Origin of the sequence: Streptomyces sp. NPDC057428 (genome assembly GCF_042803195.1) — a bacterium.
Classification (GTDB): domain Bacteria; phylum Actinomycetota; class Actinomycetes; order Streptomycetales; family Streptomycetaceae; genus Streptomyces.
Genome location: NZ_JBHVCT010000050.1, coordinates 1 through 13037 on the forward strand (window position 1 = coordinate 1; position 13037 = coordinate 13037).

Here is a 13037-nt window from a genome sequence, read left to right on the forward strand (position 1 = left end):
TCCAGCGGCGACTCCATGACAGCCATACCCGGAACCCCTGGGCCCCGCCGATCTTACGAATGACCAGCTCAGACCCACATCAAGAAAGGTAGGACACCATGATCGTCACGTACGAGCCGACCGACGGTGCAGCCGAGCGGGTCTCGACCCATGACCTGTCGGCGATCGAGTCCGCCGGCATCGAGGAAGCCATGGGCATCAGCTGGCGCGAGGTGGAGGAGCGGCTGCGGTCGCAGGATCCCACCGCGATGCGGGCCGTCCTGTGGGCCGTACGCAAGCGCGACCAGCCCGACCTCCCCTTCGCTACGTTCGACGTGCCCGGGTGGCGGCGACGCCTCAAGGCCCGCATCGAGCGGGCGGAGATCGACGACGTCCTGGACAACATCCTGGCCGAGGCGCTCGCCACCTCGGAGGACGCGGCGATCGACGCGATGCTGCCGCACCTGCGGAAGCTGGCCGAGGACCGGGCCGACGTCGACGCCGCCCTCGACTCCCTGGGAAAAGGCCACCTGGCCAAGGGCCCGCAGGTCTCCGAGGACTGATCCTCGAGTACCGGTGGCTCCTCGCCCACTACCTCCACATCCGCCCCTGGGAGATCCAACACATGACGGCCGACGACCTCGAGTCGGCCGTCGACTGGGTCTCCCGGCACGTGGCAGCACAGCAAGGGGGATGACCGGTGACCACGCTGAACTTCGTCCTGCAGGGGCGCGACGCCCTGTCCCGCACGCTCAACGGTGCGGGCGACGCGGCAGACCGGATGCGCCGCCGCCTGGACGACGCAGCCGCCAACTCGGCCCGTGCGATCGCCGGATTCACTCGCGATGCCGACGGTGCGCTACGCGACCTGCAGGGCAACCTCATCAGCACCGACGACGCGGTACGGCGCCTGCGCCAGGGAGCCACCGACACGTCGTTCGCCAACGTCACCGAGTCGGCCCGCAAGTTCGGTGACCAGCTCAAGAGCAGCCTCATCAGCCTCGCGCCCGCGGCGATCCCTGCGGTCGCCGGGCTGGCCGGCGCAGCCGCAGCTGTCGGCGCCCAGCTGGGTGCGGCCGGGGTGGCAGCCGGCGCGTACGCCCTGGCGCTGGGGCCGCAGATCGGTGCGATCACCGAGGCGCGGGAAGCGCACAAGAAGTACGAGACCGCGGTGGAGGAGTCCGGCCGTACCTCAACGGAAGCGGCCGAGGCGCAGGCCGCCTACCAGCGCAAGCTTTCGGCCCTGCCGCCGGAGACCCGGAAAGCCGCGGTCGCCGTCGGTCTCCTCTCCGACAACTTCTCGGACTGGTCCGACTCCCTGTCCGGCGATGTGATGGGCCCGTTCACCAAGGGCGTTGCGGTCACGAACGCCCTGCTGCCGAGGACCACGGGCCTGGTCAGGGGGACCTCCGCGCAGTTCGACCGGCTCATCACCCTCGCCGGGGCCGGTGTCTCCTCACCAGGATTCGACCGGCTCAACGACCGCTTCACCACCTTCGCGAACGACACCATGCGGGACGCGGTCGACGGTGTCGTTCGGTTCTTCGACCAACTCGACAGCGGCGAGATCAGCGACAGCGGACTGCAGGAGTTCTTCGAGTACTGCCAGGAGAACGGGCCCGTTGTCAAGGACACGCTCCACAACGTCGGCGAGGCGGCACTCAACATCATCGAGGCCGGGTCCGGTGTCGGCGTCGGCATGCTCGACCTGATCAACGCCCTGTCGGGCATCGTGGCCGCCGTGCCTCCGGGCGCTATCTCGGCGCTGCTGCAGATGGCCATCGCGATCAAGGCCGTCCGCCTGGCGGCTGCCGGCGGGGCTGCGGCGTCGGCCGCGCTCGGTGCGCTCGCGGGGCAGATCGTCCTGATGCGGACGGCGGCCGCCGGTACGCCGGGCAGGCTCGCCGGTGTCGGTGCGGCAATCACTACCCTTTCCCGCACTGCGAAACTGGCGATCGCCGGTACCGGAATCGGGCTGCTGCTGATCGGACTCAGCCAGCTGTCGCAGCGCGGGAAGGACACCCCGCCGGACGTCGACAAGCTGACCACGTCCCTCGGGCGGCTCGGCCAGTCCGGCAAGGTCAGCGGCGAGGCGCTCAAGGCGTTCGGCCCCAACCTGGACGGACTGACCGAGTCCATCCGCACCCTGGCCGACCCCAGCACCACGCAGCAGATCGAGAAGTTCTTCTCCGACCTCCTCGGCTACGGCGAGGGCGGACCCGGACTCAAGAAGGCGGCCGAGGACGTCGACGCCGTCGACAAGGCGCTGGCCAACCTCGTGTCCGGGGGCAAGGCCGACCTTGCTGCGGCGGCGCTCGATGAGTACACCAAGCGCGCCGGGATGAGCAGCGCCGAAGTGGCCGAGCTCCGTGGCCAACTCGGCGACTACACAGAGGCACTGAGCGCCAGCGCTTTCGAGCAGCAACTAGCGGCCGAGTCGGCGGGTCTCTTCGGGGCGCAGGCCCAGCAGGTGCAGGCCCAGCTCGATGCACAGAAGCAGTCCGCCGACGGGCTGTCCCAGTCCATCCACGCCCTGAACAACGCCTACTTGGAGGCGCGTGGCGGGGTGCGCGGGATGGAGGCTGCGATCGACGCAGCGTCCGAATCGTTCAAGAGGAACGGGCGCACCCTCGACGAGAACACCGAGAAGGGGCGCGCCAACAACCAGTCGCTGGACGACCTCGCCGCGGCAACGATGAAGGCAGCCGAGGCGGCGCGCGCCAACGGCGAATCCTGGGACACGGTCTCGGGGATCCAGGACCGGGGCCGGCAGGCGTTCATCCGCAGCGCGATGCAGATGGGCAAGAACGAGCAGCAGGCCAAGGCGCTTGCAGATCAGATCCTGCGGACCCCTGACAAGACCGCCTACCTCAAGGGCGACCTGGCGGACCTGCGGGCCAAGCTCGCAGACGCGAAGGAACGGTTGCGGAAATCGCCGTCGTCGAAGACCGCGAAACTCAAGGGCGAGATCAGTGACCTGCAGCGGAAGATCGCACAGGCGGAGGGCCGGCTCCGATCCTTCGACGGGTCACGGGCCACGGCGTACATCGACGTCATCTCGAGGTACATCAATCCAACGCCGGGCCCGTACGCGGGCCAGTACGTCTTTGCCGAGGGCGGCCCGATCCGCCGCGCAGAGGGCGGACCGATTCCCGGATTTCCCGGCGGCGGCCGGCTGCGAGGACCAGGCACCAGCACGTCGGACTCCATCCTCCTGTGGGGGTCCACCGGTGAGTACATGGTGAAGGCCTCGTCGGTCGAGAAGTACGGCGAGAAGTTCATGGACCAGGTGAACGCAGGAACCCTGCCAGTGGGCCATGCGGCCCCACCACCAGGGCGCCCGGCCGCGACCTCGTCGGCCGGCCCGACCATGCCCGACCGGCCGCAGGTCACGTACAACCTGTACCCGCGGGCGAGCGTGATCAGCGTGGAGGACCTGCGGCTGGTGCAGCGGCAGGAAGAGGCAAGGCAGCGTGTGGGGAGGCCCAGGTAAATGCCCCTGATCACAGCACCAGTCATCGCGCCGGAAGTCCCTCCGGTCGTCCCGCCGATGGAGGTACCCGGCGTCGGGTACGCGTCGATCACGTACATCGACCCGGCGGGGACGCGGTGGCCGATGACTGACACGTCCCTCGACTGGTACGCCCTGGCCGACGGGGTGTCCGGGCTCGGCGCAGCCCCGTACACCCTGACGTCGGATCCGCACCCGCGCGGTGGTGCACGGCTGCGTCACGTCCAGGCGCAGCCGCGGTCCATCGTGTGGCCACTTCTCGTGAAGGGCCGCGACCACACGGCGTTCCAGGAGCGGTGGCGGGCCCTGGCCCGGGCGTTCACCCGCACCCTGCGGGAGGGCCCCGGCCTCCTCGAGGTCGCGCTCCCTGACGGCAGGGTCCGGCAGATCGAGGTGATCTACTCCGAGGGCTGGGACGGGCGAGGGCAGGCCGCGACGGGCATCACGTGGGACAGCGCGGTCGTGACGCTGTGGTGCGAGGACCCGTACTGGGTCGGCACCACCCCGGTCACGGTGCACCGGGAGCCCGGGGCCCAGGTCGACTACCTGGTGCCGTACCCGTCGGTGTCCTCATCTCAAGTCCTGGGCGAGACGACGGTCACCAACCCGGGCGACGTGGATGTATGGCCGACGTGGGTCATCACCGGCCCTGCGTCCGCAATCACGTTCACCCGCGAGGACACCGGCGACGCCTTCACCCTGACGATGGCGGACACCGTCCACGGTGCGCTCCTCGCCGGGGAGACCGTCACCATCTCCACCGACCCGCTCCGGGTCCGCTCCGACAACGGCGAGAATCTCGTCGGCGGACTGGACTGGCCGGGCGCCGTGCTCTGGCCCCTGCCGCCGGGCGCAACGCCCGTGACGTTCCAGCTGGACGGGGCCGAGGCCGGGTCAGCCGTCGACCTCACATTCCACCCGAGGTACGAGACGGCATGAGTATCCAACTGCTGGTCACCGACCGGAATCTGAACGTCCTGGGGGACCCGCTCGACGGGTGGACGAGCCTGTCCTGCGAGCTCAACTTCAACCAGCCCGGGTCCGGCAGCGTGTCACTGCCGGCGCGCCCGAAATACATGGAGCTCCTGCAGCCCGGGCACCGAATCGTCGTCATCCGCGACAAGGCGATCTGGTGTGCCGGGCCGCTCGAGGAACCGCAGGAGTACGCCTGGGACCTCGCTGGCAACGCGTCCCCGGGCACGGTCAAGGTGGCGTTCTCCGATGACCTGGCCCGGGTCGCCGGATACCTCACCTACCCGGAACCGACGAAGACGTTCGCCACGCAGACCACGACGTCGGACATGGTGCGGAAGCTCACCGCGGGCGCTGAGACGATCATCCGTACGCTCGTCAATGAGAACTGCGGGCCGGGCGCCCTGGCCGTGCGGCGCATCGAGCGCCTGGCCCTCGACGCCATGGCCGGCGTCGGCACCAGCCGCACCGTGTCCACCCGCTTCGAGCCGCTTCTCGATGCCTGCCGGACCGCAGCCGCCGGAGACGGGATCGGGTTCCGTACGCGCCAGGTCGGCGATCAGATCCTGTTCGGGGTGTACGCCCCGGCCGACCTCACGAGGACGGCCCGGTTCTCCGCAGGGCTCGGCAACCTCCGCTCGGTGTCCTTCACCATGGCGGCGCCGACCGCTACACAGGAGCTGGTTCAGGGCGGCAACGACCCCGCCCAGGAAGCCACCCCCGCCAACACCCGGGCGTACGTCGAAGTGTCATCCGGCGCGGCCGCCGACTGGTACCGGGTGGAGAAGCTCGTCGACAAGACGGGCACCGACAGCGACGCCGACGGCGAGCTCACCCAGGCCGGGACGCTCGAGCTCGGCAACGACAACCCGCAGGCGTCGCTGTCCACCGTCACCGTCGACACCGAGGACCTCGCCGCCGGCCGCGACTTCTGGCTCGGTGACCGGGTCACCGTCGAACTGCCGACAGGGCTGGAGCTCACCGACCTGGTGCAGACGATCCGCCTCGAGGCGACACCGACCGAGGGGGAGCTGGTGACCTCGGTCATCGGGTCCGCAGACAAATCCACGACCACCGCCACGGTCCGCCTGGTGCGCGACCTGGCCCGCAGGCTCGGACGATTGGAGGCCAGATAGTGGCACAGGATTCATGGCCCAGCCCGGGGCACAACAGCAGGGCCGTCACCGACTCGGAGTACGAGCTCGTCGCCAGGCGGTTCTCCGACGACGGGGTATACGGCAGCCCGACCGATCCGTCCGTCGTGACCGCCGGCACCGGGCTCACCGTCAACATCCGCGCCAACGTGTCCGCCTCGGTGCGAGGCCACGCCTGGACATCCGGCACCACCGGCGACACCCTGACCATCGCGCCGAACGCCGCCGGATCCACACGCATCGACCGGGTCGTCCTGCGGCTGGACCGATCCAACTGGACAGTCCGCGCAGCCATCCGGCAGGGCACCCCCGGGGCGGCAGCCCCGGCCCTCGTCCGCACCACCGGCGAGACCGGAGTATGGGAAGTCCTCCTTGCCGGGGTGACTGTGCCTGCAGGGGCCACCGCCGTGTCCGTCACCCGCGGCGAGCTGTACGTCGGCTCACGCGTCCGGCCCGCTCTGTCCTCCCACCTCAACCCGTACCCCGAGCTGGGCGAGATGGCATGGGAGACCGACACCCAGCAGCTCCGCCTCTGGGACGGCGGCGCGTGGCGCACCACCTACGCGGACAGCGGGCCCATCAACGTGGACAGCCCGTTGTCGGCATGGACCATCCAGACCCAGTCCGTGCTGCAGGTCCGCAACGGCAACGCGCATCTGCGCCTGGGCTCATTCGTGCGCGCGGCCGGGCCCCTGTCCGGGGATGTGCAGAGCCGACTGCCCGTGCTGATCCCTCCCGCCTACCGGCATGCAACCCGGGACCAGTACGTGATCGCCTACATCGCCGGGCTACAGATCGGCCGTATGACCATCGGGTCCGCGGCCAGCGATACCCCAGGGCAGATCTGGCTGACACAGAAACCCGACATTCCTACCGGCCGGTCGATCCTGACGTCCGGCTCAAGCTGGGTGGTGTGACATGGCACGCTTCGAATTCGGGGCAGGAACGGCGGACTTCGTCGTCGCCCCGTCGGACGGACTGTGGGCCGTCGGCGCGGTGACGCAGCTGACGTTCTGGTCTGCGGCTACGGACGGCACCCAGTACACCGACCTCTTGGACCGGCAGGGGCAGGGCATCGACTCGATCGTGTCCGACGAGTACGGGGCCGTGCCCAGGTTCTTCGGGCCCGACAACATCACCGGGATGTGGGCTGACGCCGGGGGCACCAAGCGGGCGTGGATGGATGCGCACTCCATCACCGGTCTGGTCCCCGGGGAGCAGGCGGTGGAGACGGTCAACAACGTCGCTCCGGATGGGATGGGCAACGTGCAGCTGACCCCGGCCGATCTCGGGATCTACGTGCAAGAGACCGAGCCGACAGCACCGACGACCGGGGATGTGTGGATGTGGTGATGCAGCGATGGACCGGGACCGTGTGGGCGGACATGGTCCCTCAGCGGTGGACCGGCACCGAGTGGGTGACGGTGGGCAGCGTCCAGCGGTGGACCGGCACCACGTGGATGGAGATGCTGCCCGCGACCGGCAACCCTCCCATCGTCAATGCCGGTGCTGACGCGGTGCACACGGACCCGCTCGCCGCGTTCGCACGCACCGCGACCGAGGACACCACCGGCGGCGGGGGCGCAGTCTCCACCCGGGCGTGGACCATCATGTCCGGCCCCATGGGAACCGGCACCACCATCGGCACCGCGGCCGCCCTGTCCTGGATCCCCGGCTCCTCACCGGCCGGCACCGTCGACATCCGGCAGCCCGTCTGCATGGAGATGGCATTCGAGATCAACTCGACTGCGGAGAACGGGACGCTGGACTGGACGTCGGCGTACGACTACATCGAGGACATCGGCGACCAGCGCGGCTACACCGCCGGCCTCGTCGGGTTCTGCTCCGGCACCGGCGACATGCTGCTCCTGGTCCAGGAGTACGCGGACGCAGCCCCTGGCAACATCCTCTCCGGATACCTGTCCGGCCTGCAGACCTGCGCCGACGTTGGCTTCGGGCCGAACGCATCGGCGGCCGCGGCCACCCACCTTGGGACCGCGTACCTCGCTGACTGGGCGACGGCCGCGAACACCGACCCGGTATTCCGGGCGGTGCAGCGCGCCTTCCGGCAGCGGATCTACTGGGATGACTGCCTGGTCCAGGCGATCGCCGACGGTGTCGGCCCGCTCGGCCTGGCCCTGCACTACGACGTCCTCGTCAACCACGGCATCGGCAACAACGCACAGTCGTACGGCGGGATCATCGCCGCCGCCCGGGCATCGTCGACGAAACCGCCGTCGCAGGGCGGGGACGAGGCCGCCTACCTGACGAAGATCTGCGACCTGCGGGACGAGGTGCTGATCGGGTGGGGCGACTACCAGGAGGACGGCCGCAGCAGCATGTTTCGAGGGATGATCGACAACGGGTACTTCGACCTCCTCGGCCCGGTCCCCTTCTCGATCTACGGCACCCCGTACGCCATCAACCGGCCCGCCCCGCCCAGCGACGCACGGGTCGGCACCTACACCCTGCGGTACGCGGCAACGTCCGCCGGCGGCACCGGAACGGACACCCTCGTCGTCACCGTCCAGGACGACACCGAGCCGCTGCCTCCGCTCCTCGAGAACCTCGTTGACGACTTCGACGACAACTCGGTCAGCGCCGTTCTATGGCCAGGCGCCTACGGGGGCGTCACCGAGACAGGCGGCCGCGCCAGGGTCCCCGTCAATGCGACGTACGCCGGGTACAAGTCGGCGGCCGCGTGGCAACTGCAGGACTCCGGCGTCTTCGTGGAGGTGCCGACGCTGCCGGCCGTCGGCGGCACGGAGGAGGCCTACGTCTCGCTCGTCATCGCGGGGAGCACCGAGGGCACCTCGATCGGCTGGACCTACAACCTGATCAGCGGCATGCTCCGGGCCGTCTCCAACGTCGACTACTGGGACGACGCCGCGGTGTCACTCACGTACTCCGCAGTCGACCACCGGTGGTGGCGGGTCCGCGAGACCGGGTCCACCGTGTACTGGGACACCAGCCCCGACGGGGTGACGTGGACCCAACGCCGCAGCCTCACCACGCCGGCGTGGGCAGCGACCGCCACGACGCTGGTCCTCTCCCTCGAGGCGGTCCGCGACACAGGGACGTCCGCCTACGCAGAGTTCGACAACCTGAACGTCACACCGTAGCGATATCCCACCCTGAGCCCCGCGCCGTCGGCCCGGGGCATCGTCATGTCTGGAGACTCGTATGGCCACACCCATGACCGCAGCAAAATTCATCAAGGCCTTGCAGGACGAGGGCCTGGTCGTCGTCCAGGTCGGCGACTGGCGTACCCACAACCGCAACCACAAGGGCCCCTGGGGGCCGGTGCACGGAGTGCTGCTCCATCACACCGTGACCAAGGGGACCGCCCGCACGGTCGACATCTGCCGGCACGGGTACGCGGCCCTGCCCGGCCCGCTCTGCCACGGCGTCATCGCGAAGGACGGCCGTGTTCACCTCGTCGGCTACGGCCGGGCGAACCACGCCGGGCTCGGCGACGACGACGTCCTCCAGGCGGTCATCGCCGAGCGCGGTCTGCCCGCGGACAACGAGGCGAACACCGACGGCAACAGGCACTTCTACGGGTTCGAGTGCGAGAACCTCGGCGACGGCAAGGACCCCTGGCCCGCAGTGCAGGTCGACGCGATCGAGAAGGCGGCGGCCGCCGTCTGCCGCTACCACGACTGGGGCGGCGAGTCGGTGATCGGCCACCTTGAGTGGCAGCCCGGCAAGATCGACCCGAGGGGCCCCGGATTCCCCGGCATGCCCGCGATGCGCGACCGGGTCGACGGCCGCCTGGGCGACAAGCCCGACGCCCCGGCCCCCGCCACCCCGTCCAAGCCCAAGCTCCCGAAGTTTCCCGGCCGCGGCTACTTCAAGCGCGGCGCCCGGAACAAGTACGCGCTGCAGCTGCAGGGGTGGCTACACAAGGGGGACTGGGGGCCGCGGTACAAGGTCGGCCCCTCCACCCTCATGACGCAGATGGACCTCGACAAGGTCGCCGCGCTGCAGCGCCACTACGTGTCCGCCCTCGGCCCCGCCGACGGGCTGACCGGACCAAAGACCTGGCAGTACGCGTTCGAGGTCGCTAACGGCCTCAGGAAGAAGTGACCCCATGAACAAGCAGCTTCTGCTCGACCTCGGCGAGCGTGCGGCGTGGACCGGGGCACAGGCCTCGCTCGGCCTGGTCGTGACCGAGCTCGCGGACATACCCGCGTGGTGGGCCGCGCCCGTAGCCCTGGCTCTGTCCTCGGCGAAGAGTTGGGTGGCCGGCCGTCTCGGCCGGAAGGGCACCGCATCGACTCTGCCCGCCGACGCCGACCCTGCCTCCCTCGCCCGTGGGGTGTAGGTGGTGACGCCGCAGGACCCGGGGGTGTACATCCCTCCGGCGCAGATGTATCAGGAGCTGAGATCCCTGAGCGATAGCTTGACTCGGGTGGAGACGAAGCTGGACGGGATCGGGCAGGGTCTCACCGATCTCGGTAAAGACGTCGCCGACCATGAGACCCGCCTGCGTGCACTGGAACGTGCACGCTGGCCGCTGCCCACAATCGGTGTCCTTGCCGGCGTGGCCGGCACAGCAACCGGGGTCCTTGCCCTGCTCCGCTGAACACGAAAGCCGCTCCTTGTCCGGCCCCCTACGGGGGTCGACAAGGGGCGGCTTTCGCGCGTCCACGTCAGGGATTCTCGCCGAGGGCAGTGCGCAGCCAGTCGAGCGTGCCCTGCCCGAGGAGCTCATCAGCCAGCCGCTTTCCCGTCTCCGTGACGAGACGGCCCCTGCTGTTGTCGATCCAGCGCTGCGCGTTCTCGTAGCCCTGGGCCTTGTACTCGATGCCCTGCAGCATGCACTCCAGCTTGTCGGCGTCGCGGGCGCAGATCGCCTCGGGTGACTCCTTCGCCTCGTACTCCGCGACCAGGTCCCGCACGGCCGAAGCCAGGACCTCGGGCATACCCGCCGTCTGGTCGGCGGTGACGTCCTGCGGGTCGCCAGTCGGCGCGTACTTCTTCCCGAGGTGGTTGACGTCCCCGGTGCGGGTTTCCTGGGTGTCGTGCCACACGGCGAGGAACGCTGCCTGCGCCGGGTCGGCGCCTTCCAGCTTCGCGATGATCGACGCGATCAGCGAGGTGCGCCACGAGTGCTCTGCGACGCTCTCCGGGTCGTTGACTCCTGCCATCCACCAGCCGGTTCGGCGCGCGCTCTTGAGCGTGCCCGCCTCGTACAGGAAGCGCCCCACTGCGGCCAGGTCGTCAGCCACGCCCGTCTCCTCTCACGCCTCAGCAAGGCGGATTGCGTACCGGATGCCTTCCAGCTCGCGGCGCGCCTGCGCCGACAGCTCCCGGTCATCCAACATCACGGGGAGCGCGGCGCGTAGCTCGTTCCCGATCACGGTTCCTGGACGGAGCAGGTTCGGGCGAGCGGCGAGGAGCGCCCACAGGGTGTGGACGTTCAGGTCGAAGAAGCCGTGGTGCGGGGTGAGGCCTTGCACGAGGTGGCGCATCAGCTTGTCGCCGGGCCACGGGCCGGGGTTCGGGTCGGCGATGAAGTCGTCGGACAGCTGGAGGTGCGGGGCCTCGCCGATCCAGTACGCCCAGTAGTTCAGGTTCGCGGCCTCGCCCGCGTCGTCGTCGGCGAGCGTCGTCTGGATGAAGTGCCCCATCCGGTCCCGGTCGCCCTGTCTGGCGGCGACGGCTGCGACGGAGCGGGAGTTGAGCCAGCCTGTGAGCCAGCCGTCGGGGCGCTCGGTGCGCTGCTGCTGGGCCAGCCAGGCGGAAGTGTCGGACGCGTTGTCGTACCCGGCCAGGTAGAGGGCCTGGCGGCGGAGGAGGAAGCGTTCCTCGCCGCGCGCCTGCTCGGCGGTCTGGCGCATGCGGGAGAAGAAGCGGCGGCGGTCGCCGGCCGGGAGCTCCGGGCCGCGCGGCACGGGGCCGCGGCGCGGGCGCGGGGGGTCGGGCAGCTTGCGCAGCGGGGTGGGGGTCACGCCGTTGAGCGGCCAGGACAGGACCTCGACCAGGTCGCGTTGCATGACCCACGCGCCCATCGGGCTGTCGTCGGCAGGGACGTCCTCGTCGAGAGCGCCGGCCAGGAGCACGTCCGCTTCCATGGCCCGCTCGAGAGCTAAGAGGAGGGCGGGCGCACTGCCCAGCTGCAGGAGCTGGTGCCGGTAGACGAGCATCTGCCCGACCGGTACGGCGGTCAGGGGGCGCCGCCCGGATTCCCACCCGGCCACGGTGTCGGCCGAGACCCGGAACCGTTCCGCGAGGGTGTCCTGGGTGTGGCCCAGCTGCTCGCGGATCAGCCGGAAAACGTACCCGGACACGACGCCGCCGCGGGCCCGTGGCTGGGTTCCCTGACCGGCGGTCAGGGTGGTGCGTGAGCTGGTGTTCATGGTGTCCCCCTTGCCTGTTGATCGCGGCCGGGCACCCGTACCCGCGGTCAGTTCAAGCGGCGGCCCCCGCTCCCTACCGTCGTAGGTGCAGTGATGGCCGGGCAACGCACGGTAGCGGAAGGGGCGTCATCGTGACGATGACGATCAAGGTGTACGAGGTGAACCGTGACGGGGGGATCCGGGTGGTGCGCGAGGAAGCGGAAGTCGCGCCGCTCGAACGGCCCGCGGCGACCGACCGGTTCCCGGCGTGCCAGTGCCCGAAGTGCACGGAGCCGCGGCCGTGACCTCCGTGCGCCAGCTGCCCGCGCTGATCACCTTGTCGTGGGACCAGCGGGCGGGCCGGGCCTGCGTCTGGTGCAAGCAACCGCTCACGACGGGCGCCGTGTCCGCCGGCCGGATCCTCGAACAGGTCTGCGCCCACGTCCAGGACGTCGAGGTCTGGGCCTGCCCGCCCTGCGACGCCGACGGAAACCCCAGTGCACCACTCCAACCAGGAGGGAACACAGCAATGAACACGGTACAGACACAGCCCGCGATCGACGCGGCAACCCTGCTCAACCCGGAGATGCGCGGCATCCTCGTGGCAAACATGCTCGACAAGTTCCCCGAGATGAAGGCCGAGTTCGCCCACCGAGGCGTCGGCCAGATGCTCGCCTTCCTCGCCGTCGGCGTGGACAGCCCGGAGCCGGTGAGCCCGTCCCCGATGGTGGATGACTTCTGGCACGCCTTCCTCCTCCACACGAAGGCGTACCGCGAGTTCTGCACCGACCAGCTCGGCAAGTTCGTCGACCACCAGCCCGGGTTCCTGGACAAGGACGAGCACGGCGGCGGGAAGGCGCTGCGCGCCCGCACCGTCGAGGCGATCACCGCCGCTGGGTACGTGGTCGACCTCGAGTTCTGGCCCGAGCTCGACATCGCGGACTGCTCGCAGTGCCACGCGAACTGCCACAACAGCCCGAAGCACAACACCGCTCAGACCACCTGAGCATCACACCCGTCGGCCCCCGATCTTGTGCCACTCTGTGGCTGGGTCGGGGGTCGGCCCGTGTCCTACGA

At 69.8% G+C, this 13037-nt stretch carries 14 protein-coding genes; 12 read left to right on the forward strand and 2 right to left on the reverse strand.

Annotated features, from left to right (window positions below):
* The first annotated feature begins 98 nt into the window (after positions 1-98).
* The 10 genes from ACFU5K_RS19780 to ACFU5K_RS19825 all read left to right on the forward strand — a co-directional run bounded on the left by ACFU5K_RS19780 (position 99) and on the right by ACFU5K_RS19825 (position 10204).
* Complete coding sequence (locus ACFU5K_RS19780; RefSeq protein ID WP_384063235.1) at positions 99-542, forward strand: hypothetical protein; 444 nt, start codon at positions 99-101, stop codon at positions 540-542.
* A 137-nt stretch (positions 543-679) separates the two neighbouring features.
* Positions 680-3472, forward strand: coding sequence for a hypothetical protein (locus tag ACFU5K_RS19785; RefSeq protein WP_384063238.1), 2793 nt, complete (start codon positions 680-682; stop codon positions 3470-3472).
* Between the two features lie 123 nt (positions 3473-3595).
* Positions 3596-4429 (forward strand): phage tail protein, encoded by an 834-nt coding sequence (locus ACFU5K_RS19790; protein WP_384063241.1) that lies wholly within the window; start codon positions 3596-3598, stop codon positions 4427-4429.
* On the forward strand, positions 4426-5598 hold the full coding sequence (locus ACFU5K_RS19795; protein ID WP_384063243.1) for a siphovirus ReqiPepy6 Gp37-like family protein: 1173 nt from the start codon (positions 4426-4428) through the stop codon (positions 5596-5598). The genes ACFU5K_RS19790 and ACFU5K_RS19795 overlap by 4 nt, the downstream gene beginning before the upstream one ends.
* The gene (locus ACFU5K_RS19800) at positions 5598-6533 is read left to right on the forward strand and encodes a hypothetical protein (protein WP_384063245.1); all 936 of its coding nucleotides are present in this window, start codon (positions 5598-5600) and stop codon (positions 6531-6533) included. Before ACFU5K_RS19795 ends, ACFU5K_RS19800 begins: the two co-directional genes overlap by 1 nt.
* A 1-nt stretch (position 6534) precedes the next feature.
* A complete protein-coding gene (locus tag ACFU5K_RS19805) occupies positions 6535-6969 on the forward strand; it encodes a hypothetical protein (protein ID WP_384063248.1) in 435 nt (144 codons plus the stop codon).
* Positions 6969-8738, forward strand: coding sequence for a chitosanase (locus ACFU5K_RS19810; RefSeq protein ID WP_384063251.1), 1770 nt, complete (start codon positions 6969-6971; stop codon positions 8736-8738). Before ACFU5K_RS19805 ends, ACFU5K_RS19810 begins: the two co-directional genes overlap by 1 nt.
* A 61-nt stretch (positions 8739-8799) precedes the next feature.
* A complete protein-coding gene (locus tag ACFU5K_RS19815; protein ID WP_384063254.1) occupies positions 8800-9705 on the forward strand; it encodes an N-acetylmuramoyl-L-alanine amidase in 906 nt (301 codons plus the stop codon).
* A gap of 4 nt (positions 9706-9709) precedes the next feature.
* On the forward strand, positions 9710-9943 hold the full coding sequence (locus tag ACFU5K_RS19820) for a hypothetical protein (protein ID WP_384063256.1): 234 nt from the start codon (positions 9710-9712) through the stop codon (positions 9941-9943).
* 87 nt (positions 9944-10030) lie between these two features.
* Positions 10031-10204, forward strand: a complete 174-nt coding sequence (locus ACFU5K_RS19825; protein ID WP_384063259.1) for a hypothetical protein — start codon at positions 10031-10033, stop codon at positions 10202-10204.
* Between the two features lie 67 nt (positions 10205-10271).
* On the opposite strand, the gene ACFU5K_RS19830 is transcribed toward ACFU5K_RS19825, so the two are convergent.
* On the reverse strand, positions 10272-10850 hold the full coding sequence (locus ACFU5K_RS19830; protein ID WP_384063262.1) for an HD family hydrolase: 579 nt from the start codon (positions 10848-10850) through the stop codon (positions 10272-10274).
* A 12-nt stretch (positions 10851-10862) separates the two neighbouring features.
* Entirely contained in the window at positions 10863-11981 is a 1119-nt protein-coding gene (locus ACFU5K_RS19835) for a helix-turn-helix domain-containing protein (protein WP_384063264.1), read from the reverse strand.
* Between the two features lie 131 nt (positions 11982-12112).
* Here ACFU5K_RS19835 and ACFU5K_RS19840 point away from each other — a divergent pair, with 131 nt between their 5' ends.
* A complete protein-coding gene (locus tag ACFU5K_RS19840; protein ID WP_384063359.1) occupies positions 12113-12265 on the forward strand; it encodes a hypothetical protein in 153 nt (50 codons plus the stop codon).
* Positions 12262-12966, forward strand: a complete 705-nt coding sequence (locus ACFU5K_RS19845; RefSeq protein WP_384063267.1) for a glycine-rich domain-containing protein — start codon at positions 12262-12264, stop codon at positions 12964-12966. Before ACFU5K_RS19840 ends, ACFU5K_RS19845 begins: the two co-directional genes overlap by 4 nt.
* The last annotated feature ends 71 nt before the right edge of the window (positions 12967-13037 follow it).

What these genes read in the sequence shown, in the direction of transcription:
- ACFU5K_RS19795 (WP_384063243.1), top strand. Translation starts at nt 4,426, where the DNA reads ATGAGTATCCAACTGCTGGTCACCGACCGGAATCTGAACGTCCTGGGG.
- ACFU5K_RS19815 (WP_384063254.1), top strand. Translation starts at nt 8,800, where the DNA reads ATGGCCACACCCATGACCGCAGCAAAATTCATCAAGGCCTTGCAGGAC.
- ACFU5K_RS19810 (WP_384063251.1), top strand. Translation starts at nt 6,969, where the DNA reads ATGCAGCGATGGACCGGGACCGTGTGGGCGGACATGGTCCCTCAGCGG.
- ACFU5K_RS19780 (WP_384063235.1), top strand. Translation starts at nt 99, where the DNA reads ATGATCGTCACGTACGAGCCGACCGACGGTGCAGCCGAGCGGGTCTCG.
- ACFU5K_RS19805 (WP_384063248.1), top strand. Translation starts at nt 6,535, where the DNA reads ATGGCACGCTTCGAATTCGGGGCAGGAACGGCGGACTTCGTCGTCGCC.
- ACFU5K_RS19820 (WP_384063256.1), top strand. Translation starts at nt 9,710, where the DNA reads ATGAACAAGCAGCTTCTGCTCGACCTCGGCGAGCGTGCGGCGTGGACC.
- ACFU5K_RS19790 (WP_384063241.1), top strand. Translation starts at nt 3,596, where the DNA reads ATGACTGACACGTCCCTCGACTGGTACGCCCTGGCCGACGGGGTGTCC.
- ACFU5K_RS19835 (WP_384063264.1), bottom strand. Translation starts at nt 11,981, where the DNA reads ATGAACACCAGCTCACGCACCACCCTGACCGCCGGTCAGGGAACCCAG.